This is a genomic window from Pedobacter sp. (genome assembly GCF_965249885.1).
Classification (GTDB): domain Bacteria; phylum Bacteroidota; class Bacteroidia; order Sphingobacteriales; family Sphingobacteriaceae; genus Pedobacter.
On the sequence record NZ_OZ252254.1, the window covers coordinates 3,534,658 to 3,552,185 of the forward strand.

Here is a 17,528-nt window from a genome sequence, read left to right on the forward strand (position 1 = left end):
AAAACAAAAAGGATTACCACTTCAATCCCGTTTACTTAACTAAGGCTCGTGCAAGTAAGCCGAGAATAGTAGCATGAATGGTTTGTGCAATAAACCCGATTACAGCGGATCCCGATTTTTCATCGGGGGTAGTGTAAAGCGGGACTGACTTTGATTGAAAGTGTGGCATTGCTTTTCTAATTAAGTGAGTTTTGGATTTAATCAGCTTGTTATCAATATTTTAAGGTTAATTCGATGCGAAGACTTTTAAAAAGCTGATGCTGAACTAAATTCAGTATGACGTAATTCCCATCTAGCGTCTCCTTGAATTCATTTTAGGGTCTGTTGGCACAAGTTAACGCCCAAAGTCACGTTAATAAATAGCGTTACAAATTACTCGTCGCTGCGCTTTCCTCGGAATGACAGCAAAAATGTAAATAAAAAAGGTGCAAAGTAAACCTTGCACCTTTATAATAATGAAAATTTGCTGCTTATTTTAAGAATAACAATTCTCTGAACTTAGGCAATGGCCATACGCTATCATCAACAATTTGTTCTAATTTGTCAACGTGGTAACGGATGGTATCGAAATGAGATTTAACTTTCTCATCGTAACCAATTGCTTTTTCGCGAGTATCTTCGATTTTGTTTACTTCTTTACGCTCTTCTAGCATCGTATCGATCGTATTTTTAACGATTGAAAGGTGACTAGATAGTTTTTCAATAATTGCCAACGGCGTAGCAATTACATCTTTGCTTAAACCAAGATCTTTCAATCCTTTTGCGTTTTCGATTAACGAATTTTGGTATGCGATAACTGCAGGAATAACTTGGCTATTTGCTACATCGCCCATTACACGAGCCTCGATCTGAAGTTTTTTGTAGAAGTTTTCTAACAAAATTTCGTGACGAGCATGTAATTCGCGTTTGCTGAATACGTTAGTTTTAGTGAAAAGTTCAGTTGTTTTTTCGCTCACGTATGCATCAAGCGCCTTAGGTGTAGTTTTGATGTTTGACAAGCCGCGTTTTTCTGCTTCTTCAGCCCATTCATCGCTGTAACCATTGCCTTCAAAACGAATAGCTTTGGATTCTTTGATGTAACGTTTGATTACAGTCATTAAAGCAACATCTTTTTTGTCGCCTTTTTTGATCAATTTATCTACGTCAACTTTAAATTTAGTCAATTGGTCAGCTACAATAGCATTTAATACCGTCATTGGTGCTGATGAGTTAGCCGAAGAACCTACCGCTCTTAACTCGAACTTGTTGCCTGTAAATGCAAATGGAGAAGTACGGTTACGATCGGTATTATCCAATAAAATTTGAGGAATTTTAGGGATGCCTAACCAAAGAGAATTATCTTCTTTAAGTTTTTTGCTTAAGCGAGAGTGCTCGATTTCATCTAAAATCTCGTCTAATTGCTGACCTAAGAAGATAGAGATGATTGCAGGAGGAGCCTCGTTAGCACCTAAACGGTGATCGTTGCTTACTGATGCAATACTTGCTCTCAATAAATCTGCATGCTCGTGAACAGCTTTGATGGTGTTAACGAAGAAAGTTAAGAACATCAAATTGTTTTTAGGTGTTTTGCCTGGTGCCAAAAGGTTTTTGCCAGTATCGGTAATTAACGACCAGTTGTTGTGTTTACCAGAGCCGTTGATACCTGCATATGGTTTTTCATGCAATAACACCTTGAAGTTGTGACGACGAGCAACTTTTTCCATCAAATCCATTAATAATTGGTTGTGATCGATAGCTAAGTTAATTTCTTCGTAAATAGGAGCACACTCGAATTGAGATGGTGCTACCTCGTTATGACGAGTTTTTAAAGGAATACCTAATTTAATTGCTTCGTTTTCGAAATCCACCATGTAAGCAAATACACGCTCAGGAATAGAACCGAAGTAATGATCTTCTAATTGCTGTCCTTTTGCAGACATGTGGCCAAATAAAGCACGACCAGTTAACACTAAGTCAGGACGAGCATTAAACAAAGCAAGATCAACTAAAAAATATTCTTGTTCGATACCTAAAGAAGCATTTACTTTAGATACGCTTTTATCGAAATATTGGCAAACCTCAACAGCAGCTTTATCAATTGCAGATAATGCCTTTAATAAAGGAGCTTTATAGTCAAGCGCTTCGCCGGTGTAGGCAACAAATACAGTTGGAATACAAAGTGTTTTACCAGCAGAGTTTTCCATAATGAAAGCTGGAGAAGAAGGGTCCCAAGCGGTATAACCACGAGCTTCGAAAGTGTTACGGATACCGCCGTTAGGAAAACTTGAAGCATCAGGCTCTTGTTGAACTAAAGCACTTCCTGCAAATTTCTCAATGGCACCATCGCCACTAGGCTCAAAAAATGAGTCGTGTTTTTCAGCAGTTGTACCAGTTAATGGCTGAAACCAGTGCGTGTAGTGGGTTACACCTTTACTCATTGCCCAAGCTTTCATAGCTGCTGCTATTTGATTTGCGTCATCTTGGTTAATCAATTCGCCTTGGTTGATAGAAGAAATTAATTTTTCAAAAACATCTTTAGAAAGATATTCTTTCATTTTTTTCTTGTCGAAAACATTCGAGCCGTAGAAATCAGAAATTTTAGTAGATGGTGCTTTAATTTCAGGAATTTCTCTATTTTGAGCCTCCTTTAGCGCTATGGTTCTTAAGCTTTTCATTGATTTGTTTAAATTTTTATCCAAAAATATTAATTTTTGTGATTTTTAGTGAAGATTTTGTCTAAAATTTCATAAAAAATATTTTTTAGTGACAAAATTTTAATTTGTTTCGGTTATTTCTCCATTTTTCGCATCCTGATAATTTTTAAATTTTTCGTTGTGGATTTTTGTATTCTGGTGCATCATAGCTAAAAAACAAAAGCTATGTTCAATAATTCATCAAATTTGTACGACAGTAAGTGGCTTGCTCTCGTATTCGCCAACCGAAACCAAAATTATGGCGCTTATCAATTAAGAAAAGAATCATCAAGCAATACGATGAAGGCATTTTTTATCGCCGCTCCTTTATTTGTAGGCGTTTTTTTTGCCCCATCTGTTATTGCGGCGCTTAAAAGTCCGGATCAAATTGTGGATGATCCAGTAAAAAAGGTTGTTGAAGTTGATTTGGTGCACGAAATAAAACCTAAGGAGGAACCGAAAAAAGAAGAAGCTGAGCCGCAAAAGCAGGAAACGCCGAAATCTATCCCGGTACAGGCAAAAGCAACTGGCTTTTCAGATAAAATAACGGTAGTGAAAGATGAGTTGGTGAGTACGCCACCGCCTACAAAAGCTGAGTTGGATAACGCAGTAATAGCGAGTGCTACAATGGAAGGAATAGGCGCCAAAGGCAATGCCCATTTAGAAGGGGATGGTGTAGTCGGCGGAGAAGGCATAAGTGTTGGTGGCAACGGAACTGGTGGGAATGATGTAAAAGATTTGTATAATGTAGATGTTTATCCTGAATTTCCGGGAGGTATGGAAGCGTGGTCTAAATATATTCAAAGAAATTTACGTTATCCAAGCATGGCACAAGAGGAAGGCGTTGGCGGTAAAGTGTTTTTAAGTTTTGTGGTAGAGAAAGATGGAACTATAAGCGATGTGAAGTTGGTAAAAGGCATAGGTTACGGATGTGATGAAGAGGCAATGCGTGTAATCAAAAAATCACCAAGGTGGAAGGCTGGTATGCAAAATAATTTACCAGTAAGGGTTAGATATAGTATGCCAATTAACTATACCATAAGTAATTAGTTTTAATTAAAGTTGTTTTTTAAAGCGATGAATTATTTCATCGCTTTTTTAGTTTCATGCAACTTGCAAATGTTTATATTTGGCACTGTTCAGCTAAGTGAAACATGCAAAATAATCACTGCCCTCTATGCAAGGAAAATCAGTCTGCGCTAGCATTCGTCAGTAATGGCTTTGAATTACGCATGTGCGAAGTTTGTGATTTAAACTTCATTCACCCATACTTACAGAAAGAGGAAGATCGAAATCCTTTGTCTCCAGGTAAACAGTTAGCGGGTGAACAGCTCTCCGTTAACAGCTATTTTAAATATATAGCTCCATATTTTATAGAGGCCAAATCTTATTTAGATATTGGATGCGGATGCGGGGGCTTGTTAAAAACAGTAGCAAATTTCAACCCGATTATAGGGAGATATGGTTGTGAAGGAGATAGTGAGCGGGCAAAATTTGCGGCAGATTATGCCAATTGTGAAATTTTTGACCATAGCATATTTAATGCAGACAACTCGAAAAGCTTCGATATCATCACATTAATCAATGTGTTTTCACATATTCCGAATTTAGATGACTTTTTTAAAAAATCGAGGATAATGTTGAACGAAAATGGTAAGATGATCATAAAAACAGGATTATTTAAAAAAGGATTTAAAAAAAATAACCTTTTTGATTGGCAAATACCGGAACACGTTCACTTTGTTGGCGACCGAACAATGGAATATATTGCAGAAAAGTACAGATTCAAATTGGTAGAACGTGTCGACATTCCATTGGCTGACGAGTTAATTTCCAAAAATTTTCTTTTATCTCCAGGGTTAAGCACTTTTAGAAACTTACTTAAAAAGATAGTTTACTTTACACCCGGTCTTTCCTTCTTGCTCAAAAAAATATATACCAAGTACACAAAAGGTAAGTTGTACTCCAGAATTGTTGTTTTAGAAAAAGGAGACTTTTAAATTGGGAGTGCTAGTAAACTTATCTAGAAAGGAATGGGTTGAAGCAATTGAACGGCTAAGACCTTTGCACTTGAATGAGCGAGAGTACGTCATAGATGCATTAATTGCCACTTTTAAGGTATCTGCTACTTATTTTATTTACAGCGATAAAGAAAAACCTGTTATTAGTTTTATCGCACTTGGCAATAAGAAGAAGATATTTAATCCCATACATTTTTTCTATTCTGCTTTTTGGGTTGATGAAAGTTTAAGTGATCCGAAGTATGCAGCATGTGTATCGCATTTTTTAAAGGAGCTAACAGCAAAGTTTAATAATGTTGAAATTAGATTGCCGCTCAGCATCAACGATGTTAGGCCGTTTCTATGGAATAATTTTACCGTTAAGAACTTTTACACCTACGTAAAGGATTTGCAGGAAGAGAGCTATCATCCCAGCACAGCTAAAAACATTAGAAAAACTGCTAACAAAGGTTATGAATGTAAACGAGAAAATCTTAACGAACATAATTTAGCATTAAATATGCAATTGCTAACGGTGTTACAGTTTTTTCCAAAGACGATAGTAGGCATTGAGGCATTTTTAAAAAGAGTATCATCCAAAGATGAATTTTCGTGCTATAGCTGCTACCTAAATGGGGAATTAATAGCATCTAATATTATGTTTTTAGATTTTCAAAATAAAATAGCTTATACTGTATTGCTTAACAAGTTGGCCGATGAAATTAAAGACGACGTTCATTCTTTATTGCATCATTTCTTTTTTAGAGATTTAAAGGAAAGAGGATTTGCTGAAGTAGATTTGTTAGGGGGCGATATGCAAAGTATTGCTGCCTTTAAAGCACGAATGAATGCAAGTCTTAAGCCACATTTTGTAGTCAGCTATTCTAAAAAAAAGAGCAGTATCAAAGGTTATTTCCAAAAAGTCAAATACATCGCCAAAAGGCTAATATCTAAATTTTAGGTATTTCAGAAAACTTACAGCAGTTAGTCGTTATTCAATATACCGATTGTACCACATCTGGAATTGTAGTAAAAGCCAGAGCTTTCTAGCATCTGATGCTAAGTTTGCGTTGTAAAATCGATTTTTGATTTTAAAAATCTCTACTATGTTGAAAAATTTGTGTTTATCTAGTTGTGCTGGTGATAGATACTCTTCAATATACGGCTTATAAATTGTTTTCATCCATTCAACAATAGGCATATTAAAGCCCTTTTTTGGCCGCTGCATCAGTTCTTTAGGAATATATTGATGGGTAATATTTTTAAGTAAGTATTTTAAATTGCCATTTTTTAAAATGAGGTTTTCATCTATGGCGTTTGTAAAATTCACTAGCTCTGTGCTTAATAACGCATCTCTATTATCAATACCATAATGCATAGTAATCCTATCAGATTTTAGCAATAAATCATTGGGTAAATAATTGTTTTGATCATACTTCAGTATATCATTCAAAGAGTTGAAATTGTTGGAGTGGGCAGTTGAAAAACTAATGTCTTTATTTAGTAGGGTAGAGAGTTCGGAATATGTAAAAAGCGAGCTTACAATGCCGTAAGTACTCAATAAATCTTCAGCTTTAAAAATTTCTTCAAACTTAGCTCGCCTTGCTTTCGAAAAAATAAGTATTGCCCTTTTCAGAAAAGCGGGTATCTTTTTTATTTTTTGATGAAGTAGCAGGGTTCTTGTATAGTTAGGATATCCGGCAAACAATTCGTCGCCGCCTTCTGCACCAAGTAGCACCTTAATATCTTCTTTAGCAATATGTTTAACAATTACTGCTAACGGAATTGCTCCACTATCGCCCATGGGTTCGTCAAAAATTTGCGGCAAACTTTCTAATGCCTGTACAGCATCCTGTTCGTCTATATAAAACTCTTGATGGTTAGTGTTCAAATATTGTGCAATGGCAAATGCGGCTGGGGCTTCATTTAGTTTTCTATCTTTAAAACCAAGTGTAAAAGTTCTAATTTTTTTTGCCTGATTTTTTTGCAGAATTGCAGCCACGGTAGCGCTGTCGTATCCTCCGCTCAACATGACACCTACATTTACGTCTGCAACGTTTCTTCTTAAAATGGATTCGGTAATGAGTTCGTTGAGTTTTAAGGTGATTTCTGCTTCATTAACCAAATGTGAGGTAGCTGTTGCGCTATTTTCAAACCTATTCTCTAAGTGATTGCCGCTATTTAAATCAATAATAAAGTAGTGCTGTTTCTTGAAATTCCAGATATTTTGAAATATGGTTTCATCGCCGATAAAATAGCCATGGCGTAAATATTTCTCTAAAGCGTTAGGATTGGTTTTTTTTTCGATTGGGTATTTCAGCATCGCCTTTAGCTCGGAAGCGAAAGCGAAAAAATTTTTATCCTTATAGAAATATAGCGGTTTTACACCCATGGTGTCCCTTGCCAAGAAAAGTTGGTGTTGTTTTCTGTCTAGTATGGCAAAGGCAAATGCTCCATCAATTTTGTCAAACAGTGCGCTTCCCCACTTTTTATAGCACTCTAGCAATACTTCAGTGTCAGAAAGTGTTTGAAAAGTAGTACCGTATTTGATGAGGGTTGCCCTAAGTTCGGGATAATTGTAGATTGTGCCATTAAAGGTGATGACGTAGTTTCCACAAAGCGAAGTGAATGGCTGTGCGCCACCTTTAGATACGTCAATAGTTGCCAGTCGCTCATTAGCTAGGCCAACGTTGTACCTTTCATGTGTTTCGTAAAGGTGTCCATTGCCATCGCCGCCCCTATGTTTAAGAGCTGCCGAAGCTTGGAGAAGATCATTTTCACTTATTGATTTTTGATAATCAATAAATCCTGTAATTCCGCACATTATCTCATTAAATAAATTTTCCCCGTGTTTTGTTTAAAATAACTGTCAGTGGCAGTTTTCCGATGTTTTATTTCAGATTTGTCGTTGTTTTCGACAGTCACTTTATAAAAGTAAACTCCATTAGCTAAACGGTCACCGTACATATCAGTGCCGTCCCAGGTAAAGTCGGAAATGTTGTTTCCAATTTTGATGTTTCCTAGTTCTTCTTTGAAAATTTCCCTAACAATTTTTCCGCTTATGGTCATAATTTGTACCTTAATTTTATCGGGAACTTTATCTCCGGTTAAGGTGAAAACAAACTTCATTTTAGTAGTGAACGGATTTGGATACGGGTAGAAATGCGTAATTGCTGATTCGTTGATAACTTCAAAATCTACGGTATAATTGTTTGCCGCATTGATATTTCCGCTTGCATCTTTAGCTTCCACCATTAGCGTGTAAATCCCATCTGCTAATTTAGATGGTTTGTAAGCTACGCTAGCTTTATTATTAGTGCCAGAGTTAGCTGGGGTAAAACTTAGTAAGCCGCCACTAAACGCAATTCTTCTATAATTTCCATTCTCTGATTTAAGGTAGATATTCATCACGGTGGTATCCTTTAGTAGAATAAAGGAATTTTCGTCGCTCAAATTAATCATGATATTTGGCTGTGGCGCCACAATTTCGCCGTTCATGATGTGTCTTCCGTCAAAAGCTACGTCTACAATAGGTTCTTTATTATCTTTTATAACGTTAAACCCTTGTTGAATGAAATTGTTGAAAGCATAGCTATCATTGTCGTTTATAGGTTTAAAATCTAATTTTAATGTGTTGTTGCCTACTAGACCAAGCGTCGGGATTTTAAAGCTAAAAATATTACTCCCGCCGGCGGCTAACTCCTCAACTTTGCCAACTTTAACATTGATAGTACTTCGATCAGGCTTCGTTAATGTGTAATAAACATGCACAGAATCCGATTTGTATTTCGAAAGATTTTGAAATCCAATTTCCCACTTTACGCTGTCGCCTTCTTGTATTTTATCCTTGTAAAAACTATATTTTAATTCAGGATTGATGCTGGCTTCGGGAACCTCATCGTAAATGAACTTCCACTTTAACATCTTAGGTGGGGTTCTGTCCGTTGCATCAACAAAATTTCCTTTCATTGCCATTTGAGGATACGTCTTTGCGTCATAGGTGCTAAGATCGATATTGGTTGACGATAAGCCTGTTTGTAATATTTGCATTGAACCGTCCGATTTGTAACCGATGAGGTCAAAATTCGCTTGATCATTGCCTTCTTTTGAGACATCGTAACTTACACTCTTCCATTTTGTTGCAGGACCTGCCTTATCGGTAGTGAAATTTCCCCTAGTTAATGGGTACGAATAAGTTTTATCAAATCTGATTACCTGCTGCCTTGGCGGAACATTGCTTCCTAAGTCCGCAGATTTTTCTATGGCTTGACCAGGAGACATGCCTTTTTCTCCCCAAAACATATATGGTTCGCCGGCTGGGATGTTGCCAATGTTAATTACACCCACCTTTAAAAATGCATCTTTCGCTGCTTGAGGCAATGCAGATAGGTTAATTCCGTAGCCATTATAACCAATAACGTGATAGCCAGTAGGAATTTTATTGATATAGGTGATTAGGCTGTCTACTTCAGAAGGATTGTTAATGTTAAAATAAAATTGTCCAGAGTAATAACTAGGCTGTCCTAATCCATCGTTATTTAAATAGTTAAACTGGGAAGGATATTTAAACGAGATCATGGTAGTAGGATTCAATGAGAGTATGGTGAACCCGGTAAATGAATCGCTGTTGAATCCTAATGCGCCACCAGGGTTTGCCCGGTAACGTCTCTCTTCTGTAAGCGGTCCTTCGTCTCCTCTTGTTTGAACCACCGTAAAGAAGGCAGTTTTTGCAAACTCTAGCATTTTAGTACTTGGATTGATTTCTAAACCGTTAAACGTTCCGCTTGGGTACTGTTGATAGTGAGATTGATTCCACCCATCTGGACTATCCTGAATGTAAGTAAAAGAGCTTTCTCGCCATGCGCCTCCTTTGTCGAAATCAACATTTAAGCGTACTCGCCAGTAATATACTTGTTGATCTCTGGTTAATAATGTAGGTTTCCATTTTGGCATAAAGCCCGCTGCAACATTTGTGGTTTTTAACCAAGCGCTGTTGAAGGTTTTTACGGTATCGATCTCAAAAATATAGCTAGCATCTTTAATTAATAGATCATTAGATTGAGCAACAAGTTCCACATCAAGTTTAGGCACTATAGCATACTTTTTCGGATAAATTGTATTTACTCCGTTTGCAACAAAGAAATAATCAAACGAAGCAGTATTATTTGTTTTTGATAGTTCATCAAATTGATTTTCCGGGTCTAATGTTACAGTGAATTTGTTGATTCCAGCAGAGCTAATGTCATTGTTCTGAATTTGAAAGTATAACGTATCCAGGTAAAAAACGGGTTTTGTATATGTTTGGGTAGCTAAATTAACAACTGTATTGTTAGGCATGGTACGCGTAACAGACACTTTCAAAGGTTGGTTTATTGCTTTGCCAATGTTCTTTACGATGATACCAATGGAAAAGGTTGTGCTAAGCGCCGTGGTGTTTGATGGTGATATGAATAAATCTTGACTCGTTATAGCAAAATCAGGCTTCGAAGGCGTATAAAACTTAACTGCTGGATCTCCTTGAAACGTATATTGCGTGGTATGCATCACGTTTATTAGGTCGTTAACGTTTTGATATTGTCCTTTTGCAATCCTAAGTGCTTCTGCAATGGAAACACCGAAATTGGTAGTGAATGCTTTTTGATAGAAAATAGAACTGAAATTTGACAGGTAACTGGCTACACCTTCACTAGAAGTTCCAATCCATCCGATAGCGCCTTTTTCTGGGTAGAAAATATGTTTTTCGCCTAAGGAAGGTGCGGAAATATAGGTATTCCCAGTAGTACAGCCGTTAACCAAATAAGTTAATAGCTGATCTCTATTATTGAGTTCTTCTGGAATTCCAAAATCAATCTCTGTAGCCTGGTGTGCGCCATGTCCAAGAAAAGACAGTAAAGCAGCTCCCTTATTAATCTCGCTAATTATTTGCTGTTTTTGGTTAGCGCTAACTGGAAGAGTTACATTTTTATTAAAGTTAACGGTATCAGCACCAAAAGGTTCGTCCTTTGCCTGATTATACATGTTAGTTTGATAGCCTGCCCAAGATAAATTTTCGGATAGGTTGTTACCACCGCTGATATGTATAAATTTCTTACGCCAAATTTCGTTGGGAAACTGCTCATAGCGTTTAAGCTTTTCCAGATAAATCTCTACCTCTTGATTAGTTTTTGCGCCAACCCTACCAGTAGCAATTGCTGGAGCTAAGCTTGTGTTGTTAATTCTGGCAGTCAGGAGGTCGTCAGATGGAGGTGAACCGTAGGTAGGCACAAGGTCATCGTTAACACCACCAGTTGCTCTAACCAAATTATTTTCCAATCCCTTTCCCAACAATAATAAGTACTGCGGTTTAGTAGCAGCAAATTGTAAAAGGTATTTAGCAAAGTTTCTGATGGCTAGGGGGTGATGTATGCCATAATAAAATTGATCGTAAAGTTGTTCTGTAGTAATTAGGTACGATTTGTAGTTGCCTTGGTTTCTGTAGCTAGCGTAGTTTTGTGCGCTACTTAATAGTTTCTTATTTGTGACGATGATAAAATTCTTATCAAAAGTACTAGGCGAAAAGTTGATCATCTCCACCTTTGTAAGTGCGGCCGCTAAGTTCGCACTGCCATCGTACAGATAAAGATTTCGATTTTCTGTATTGGCTGACAATACAAATTCTGCATTGCCTCCTACGATTTGTCCAAGTATTCGCTGATTGGAGGTAATGTCCCAAACGATCGGTTGCGTCTTATTATTATTGGTAAAATTTAAATATCTGTTTTGGTTATTTCCAGCTAATGAAAAACTAATATCCGAGCTGCCGGATAGATTTGGTAACCTTGGGTAAACAATTTTTGCGTAAGAAACTGCTTGATAGTCAGTAGATGCACCAATATCATTTATTGCTTCGTAAATTATTTGTGTATTTTGCCCAAGTTCATTTGGAGAAATAACGAAGGTGGTTTTAGCAACTGCGTATCCCCTAAACAGGGTATCTTTTTTAACAACGCTAGTTGCGCCGTTTCCAATGCTAATGCGTAGGTGGTGATTATTCCCTTGCGGATTTGTAGATTGTGCATCGGACCTTCCAGCCACGTAAGTTTCAAACTTAATGCTTGGTGCACCTGTCCCGTTATATAAGTTAGGTGTGGTAAGCGTTCTGGTTTGTTGTCCCCAAGTGTAAGCATCGCCCATAAAGCCTTCACCTTCTTGATAGTCAGATAAGCTCATGTGCGCAATAATGTATCTGCCTTGGTAAAAAGTCTCGGGGTAAACACCTATACTTTCATTTAAGATGTAATTCTCAGCGGTAAGGCCACTTTTAGAACTCTGAAAATTTTGTATCCTCTTGCCAGCTGTAGTTGTTGTATAGGTTAGGAAATAAGCTGCTGTATCAGTAAATAAGCTATAGTAATTGTGTGGTTGCGCACTTGCAGAAACATATAAGTCCTTATCTAACGTTCCATCATTTGGCTCACCATAAAACTCGATAAAATCGGTCGTGTTGAAACTGTTGTCGCTTTCACCCTCCACATAAATTGCCACTTCTTTTCCATTTTTGTACAACTGAAAATTTTTAGGATTAATAGTGTTTAAAGACGGTATCTGTTGATTCAGCGTAGTGTAATTTAAACGGTAAATTCCTTTTTGAGCAATTTTTATTTTATAGTATGACTGATTGGGGTTTATCCAATCATTTCCATAAGGCGTTTGACCAAAAACACCTAAAAAGCAACAAGTAATTACAACAGATAAGAATATGCGCAACATAAGTCCAAACATACAAATAATTCCAATTATATTCTTGTGTTACAATTCACTATAGCCACTATATTTTTTTACTTTTACCACCTTATGTCTATAGTTAAGAAGAAAACAGTTTTATTTCTTCCTGCGTGGTATCCAAATAGAACTCATTTATCTGTGGGGTCTTTTGTAAGAAATCATGCGGAAACCGTTAATTCAGCATTAAAGGTAGACGTGTTGGTAGTGTGTGGTGATGAATCGTTAAAGAAACTATTTGAAGTTCAGCATTCAGTCATTAATAATGTTAATACCTATTTTGTTTATTTTCGAAAAGCAAAATCTAAAAAGCCAGTCTTTCAATTTTTGAAGGCCATTTTATATGTTTGCGGACAGTTTTACGGATATCGTTTTTACCGTAGAACCAATCCACGACCAACATTTTTTCATGTGCATGTTTTAACAAGAGCGGCTATTTTACCTTTTTTGTTAAAGTATGTTCGCGGAACTAATTATTATATTACAGAGCATTGGTCAAGATATTTACCTCAAGACAATTCTTACCGTGGGTGGATTAGGAAGCTCCTTACTAAAATGATCGTTAAAAAATCTAGCGGTGTAAGTGCTGTTTCGGAAAATTTGAAAGTAAATATGATTAGGCATGGTTTGAAACATGCTAATTTTCAGGTAATTTCTAATGTAACCGAGTCCATTTTTTTTGAGTGTTGTCCAACCCAACATCCAGCTGGTTTTGAGTTTGTACATGTTTCCAACTTTGCGGCCTGTAAAAATGTTAAAGGTATTTTAGAAGCAGTTAACTTATTAAATAGGAAGGGCTTCGTGTTTTCGTTAAAAATTTTAGGGGATGGAATAGATTATGAATTAGCTAAAAAACATGCTGATTATCTTAAACTAAGCAACGTTACTTTCAAAGGGTTTGTGTATGGAAAAGATGTTGTTGAAGCAGTGTATAATGCAAAGGCATTGATTTTATTTAGCGATTATGAAAATCAGCCAGTGGTAATTACAGAAGCTTTAAGCTTGGGAGTTCCTGTTATTGCGACTACAGTGGGTGGAATTCCTGAAATGGTAAACGAAAGCAACGGAATTTTAATAGCGCCTAAAGATATAGCGGCATTGGCGGAAGCGATGATAAAGATCATTTCCAATAAGGTCAGTTTTGATAAGGATAGGATCAAAGTTGACGCATTCCAACATTTTCATCCATCAAAAGTGGTTCAACAATTCTTGAGCTTTTACCGAAACGGAGGCGCAGACCTTTAACAATTAAGCCCCGATTTCTCGAGGCTTAGTTCTTATTTTTGGTGTTTTTCAACCCATTTTCTTGCATTAACAAAAGCTTCCATCCAAGGAGAAACTTCATCTTTTCTTCCTGCCGGATAATTAGCCCAATGCCACTGGAATAATGAACGTTCAATGTGCGGCATCATCACTAAATGTCTGCCTGTTTCATCGCAAAGCATTGCCGTGTTAAAACCAGAACCATTCGGGTTGGCGGGATATTGTTCGTAACCATATTTAGCTACCACGTTGTAACTAGTTTCCTCGTAAGGGAATTGGAATTTGCCTTCGCCATGTGATACCCAAACACCTAGTGTGCTACCAGCTAAAGTGGATAACATCACCGAATTATTTTCTTGAATCTTTAACGAAGTAAAAATGCTTTCGTGCTTATGGCTGTCATTATGCAACATTTTGGGTTTCGCTTCGTGGTTTTTGTTGATTAAACCAAGCTCTACAAAAAGCTGACAACCATTACAAATACCTACAGATAAAGTATCTTCTCTGTTGAAGAAATTCTCTAATGCCACTCTAGCTTTTTCGTTATACAAAAATGCGCCAGCCCAACCTTTTGCTGATCCTAAAACATCAGAATTGGAGAAGCCGCCAACAGCCCCAATAAATTGGATGTCTTCTAAAGTTTCTCTGCCAGAAATTAAATCCGTCATGTGAACATCTTTCACATCAAAACCTGCTAAATACATCGCATTAGCTACTTCACGCTCAGAATTACTTCCTTTTTCACGTAAAATCGCAGCTTTTGGACGAGGTTTGCTTGTATCAATTACTGGTTTTTTACCATCGAATTGAGCAGGGAAGTTGAATTTTAAAGGCTGATTTTTATAGTTGTCGAAACGTTCTTTTGATTTTACTTTGCCGCTTTGTTTACGGTCTAGCAAGTAAGAAGTTTTAAACCAAACATCACGCAGATGATTGATGTCGAAAGCATAATTCGTTCCGTTATTAGTCACGTTTAAAGTAGCAGTATCACTTACCGAGCCAATTTTGTGGAAGGCGACACCTTTATCTTTTAAAATTGCTTCAATGCTTTCGTCAGCTTGGAAAACCAAAGCAATATTTTCAGCAAATAACACTTTCAAGGCATCAGCTTCGCCTAAGCTAGATAAATCAATATTTGCACCTAAATTTTGGTCTGCAAAACATAATTCTAAAAGCGTTGTAATTAAGCCACCGCTGCCAATATCGTGTCCAGCTTTAATTTTACCAGCTTTAATTAAATCTTGTACAGCATTAAAAGCAACGCTAAATTTTGCTGCATCTTTAACATCGGGCGTTTCGTTGCCAATTTTATTTAAAACTTGAGCAAACGAAGAACCGCCCAGTTTATAAGTATCGTTACTTAAGTTGATATAGTAGATGTTGCCACCATCTTTTTGTAAAACTGGCTCTACCACCTGCGTAATGTCGCTACAATTACCTGCAGCAGAAATAATCACCGTTCCTGGCGCAATTACATCACCATCTTTGTATTTCTGTTTCATCGAAAGCGAATCCTTACCCGTTGGGATATTGATGCCTAATTCGATGGCAAAGTTTGAACAAGCTTCAACAGCTTCGTATAAACGGGCATCTTCACCTTCGTTTTTACAGGCCCACATCCAGTTTGCAGAAAGTGAAACACTTTTCAATCCGTCTTTTAACGGAGCCCAAACAATATTTGACAAAGATTCTGCAATGGCAACTCTACTTCCAGCGCCAGCATCAATCAAAGCAGAAAGAGGAGCATGACCAACGGAAGTGGCAATCCCTTCTTTACCTTGGAAATCTAGCGCCATCACACCAACGTTGTTCAGCGGTAATTGCAACGGACCAGCGCATTGTTGTTTCGCTACTCTACCTCCAACACATCTATCAACTTTGTTCGTTAACCAATCTTTACAAGCTACCGCTTCTAGCTGAAGTACCTGCTCTAAATATTCGTCTATTTTATTTTGATCGTAAGCAACAGCTTCGTAATTACGGTTAACAGTTTTATCTTCCATAATCATTTTTGGCGAGCTGCCGAACATATCACTCAGTGCCAAATCCATTGGTTTGGCGCCAGTAGTTGCAGATTCGAAGGTAAAACGATGATCACCAGTTACTTTACCAACAGTATACATTGGTGAACGCTCACGATCAGCAATTTTCTGCAAAGTCTCTAAGTGTTTGTCGCCAATTACTAGGCCCATACGCTCTTGAGACTCGTTACCAATAATTTCTTTGGCAGAAAGGGTAGGATCGCCAACAGGCAATTTATCTAAGTTGATTTTTCCACCAGTGGCTTCTACCAGCTCAGAAAGACAGTTTAAGTGGCCACCCGCACCATGATCGTGTATAGATACAATTGGGTTATTATCGCTTTCCACCATAGCACGAACCGCATTAGCAGCACGTTTTTGCATTTCTGGATTAGAGCGTTGAATTGCGTTTAGCTCAATTCCCGAACCATGCTGTCCAGTATCTGCTGAAGAAACAGCAGCGCCACCCATACCAATCCTGTAGTTTTCGCCACCTAAAACCACAATATTATCGCCGGCTTTTGGCTCTTGCTTTTTGGCTTGTTCTAATTTACCATAGCCAATACCACCTGCAAGCATAATCACTTTATCAAAACCTAACTTACGGTCTTGTTCTTGGTGCTCGAAAGTCAACACAGAACCAGTAATTAAAGGCTGACCGAATTTGTTTCCAAAATCAGAAGCGCCGTTTGAGGCTTTAATTAAAATATCCATAGGTGTTTGGTACAACCATTGGCGTTCTTCCATTCCTTTTTCCCAAGGGCGATTTTCCTCCAAACGAGAAAGCGCAGTCATATAAACTGCCGTCCCTGCTAAAGGTAAAGAACCTTGTCCGCCAGCAAGGCGGTCTCTAATTTCACCACCCGAACCTGTTGCAGCACCGTTAAAAGGCTCAACTGTAGTTGGGAAGTTATGCGTTTCTGCTTTAAGGGAAATTACCGAGTCAAAATCTTTAGTTTCGTAAAACGATGGTTCATCTGGTTTTGAAGGTGCAAATTGCTGCACTTTAGGACCTTTTACGAAAGCGACATTATCTTTATAAGCAGAAACAATATCGTTAGGGTGTGTTTCTGATGTTTTCTTAATTAATTTGAAGAGTGAAGTTGGCTGTTCAACACCATCAATCACAAATTTGCCGTTGAAAATTTTGTGACGGCAGTGCTCAGAGTTTACTTGTGAAAATCCAAAAACCTCTGAATCAGTTAGTGGACGGCCTAATTTGTCAGCTAATCCTTCTAAATATGCAACTTCTTCTTCGCTAAGCGATAAACCTTCTTGCTTATTATAAGCAGCAATGTCGGTGATTTCTAAAATCGGCTCAGGTTTGATATTAATTGTGAAAATCTCCTGATTTAAACCATCGTACTTTTGAGAAAGCATGGGATCAAATGCAGTGAATCCGTCATCAACTTTTTTAAATTCCTCAATTCTAATGATGCCATCAAGCGTCATGTTTTGAGTAATTTCCACAGCGTTAGTGCTCCAAGGAGTAATCATCGCAGCTCGTGGACCAACAAAAAAACCGGTTAAAGAACTTTCGGGGCTCAATGTCGCTCCGCCGAAAAGCCATTCTAATTTTTCTGTATCAGTTGGGGATAAAGTTTGATTGGTTTGTAAAACAAAAACCTCGTCAGATTGGCCTAAAAAGAAATGAATCATGCTTATTTTTTGAAGACGCAAATTTAGGTTTTTTTAGCCGAAAAAGGTAACGGTTTTTGGCTTTATTTGCTGTGTTTTTGGGATGTTGAAAATTGGAAAGCTGTAATATTGGAAAGTTGGTCGATATTTGAGCGTTTTAATCGTACTTCGTC

At 37.5% G+C, this 17,528-nt stretch carries 8 protein-coding genes; 4 read left to right on the top strand and 4 right to left on the bottom strand.

Features of this window, described 5'->3' with window-relative positions:
* Positions 1-470: 470 nt before the first annotated feature.
* A complete protein-coding gene (locus ACY2A0_RS15115) occupies positions 471-2,654 on the bottom strand; it encodes a glutamine synthetase III family protein (protein ID WP_113635961.1) in 2,184 nt (727 codons plus the stop codon).
* Between the two features lie 204 nt (positions 2,655-2,858).
* Here ACY2A0_RS15115 and ACY2A0_RS15120 point away from each other — a divergent pair, with 204 nt between their 5' ends.
* The 3 genes from ACY2A0_RS15120 to ACY2A0_RS15130 all read left to right on the top strand — a co-directional run bounded on the left by ACY2A0_RS15120 (position 2,859) and on the right by ACY2A0_RS15130 (position 5,633).
* Positions 2,859-3,722: an energy transducer TonB gene (locus tag ACY2A0_RS15120; RefSeq protein ID WP_461790303.1), complete on the top strand. Its 864-nt coding sequence runs from the start codon at positions 2,859-2,861 to the stop codon at positions 3,720-3,722.
* A 104-nt stretch (positions 3,723-3,826) separates the two neighbouring features.
* Positions 3,827-4,672, top strand: coding sequence for a class I SAM-dependent methyltransferase (locus ACY2A0_RS15125; protein ID WP_461790304.1), 846 nt, complete (start codon positions 3,827-3,829; stop codon positions 4,670-4,672).
* Positions 4,673-4,679: 7 nt separating this feature from the next.
* Positions 4,680-5,633: a GNAT family N-acetyltransferase gene (locus ACY2A0_RS15130; protein ID WP_461791067.1), complete on the top strand. Its 954-nt coding sequence runs from the start codon at positions 4,680-4,682 to the stop codon at positions 5,631-5,633.
* 30 nt (positions 5,634-5,663) lie between these two features.
* On the opposite strand, the gene asnB is transcribed toward ACY2A0_RS15130, so the two are convergent.
* Positions 5,664-7,496, bottom strand: a complete 1,833-nt coding sequence (asnB, locus tag ACY2A0_RS15135) for an asparagine synthase (glutamine-hydrolyzing) (RefSeq protein WP_461790305.1) — start codon at positions 7,494-7,496, stop codon at positions 5,664-5,666.
* Positions 7,496-12,433 (bottom strand): putative type IX secretion system sortase PorU2, encoded by a 4,938-nt coding sequence (gene porU2, locus ACY2A0_RS15140; RefSeq protein ID WP_461790306.1) that lies wholly within the window; start codon positions 12,431-12,433, stop codon positions 7,496-7,498. The genes asnB and porU2 overlap by 1 nt, the downstream gene beginning before the upstream one ends.
* Before the next feature lie 72 nt (positions 12,434-12,505).
* Between porU2 and ACY2A0_RS15145 the strand changes: the two genes are divergently transcribed.
* Entirely contained in the window at positions 12,506-13,678 is a 1,173-nt protein-coding gene (locus ACY2A0_RS15145; protein WP_461790307.1) for a glycosyltransferase, read from the top strand.
* 32 nt (positions 13,679-13,710) lie between these two features.
* Here the strand turns inward: ACY2A0_RS15145 and purL are convergent, their stop codons facing one another.
* Positions 13,711-17,376 carry a phosphoribosylformylglycinamidine synthase gene (gene purL, locus ACY2A0_RS15150; RefSeq protein WP_461790308.1) on the bottom strand — a complete coding sequence of 1,222 codons (3,666 nt, stop codon included), beginning with the start codon at positions 17,374-17,376 and terminating at the stop codon, positions 13,711-13,713.
* Positions 17,377-17,528 lie beyond the last annotated feature (152 nt).

Bases quoted from the DNA above. Each gene is read 5' to 3' on its own strand.
- ACY2A0_RS15115 (WP_113635961.1), bottom strand. From the start codon at position 2,654: ATGAAAAGCTTAAGAACCATAGCGCTAAAGGAGGCTCAAAATAGAGAA.
- ACY2A0_RS15145 (WP_461790307.1), top strand. From the start codon at position 12,506: ATGTCTATAGTTAAGAAGAAAACAGTTTTATTTCTTCCTGCGTGGTAT.
- ACY2A0_RS15125 (WP_461790304.1), top strand. From the start codon at position 3,827: ATGCAAAATAATCACTGCCCTCTATGCAAGGAAAATCAGTCTGCGCTA.
- porU2 (WP_461790306.1), bottom strand. From the start codon at position 12,433: ATGTTTGGACTTATGTTGCGCATATTCTTATCTGTTGTAATTACTTGT.
- asnB (WP_461790305.1), bottom strand. From the start codon at position 7,496: ATGTGCGGAATTACAGGATTTATTGATTATCAAAAATCAATAAGTGAA.
- purL (WP_461790308.1), bottom strand. From the start codon at position 17,376: ATGATTCATTTCTTTTTAGGCCAATCTGACGAGGTTTTTGTTTTACAA.
- ACY2A0_RS15120 (WP_461790303.1), top strand. From the start codon at position 2,859: ATGTTCAATAATTCATCAAATTTGTACGACAGTAAGTGGCTTGCTCTC.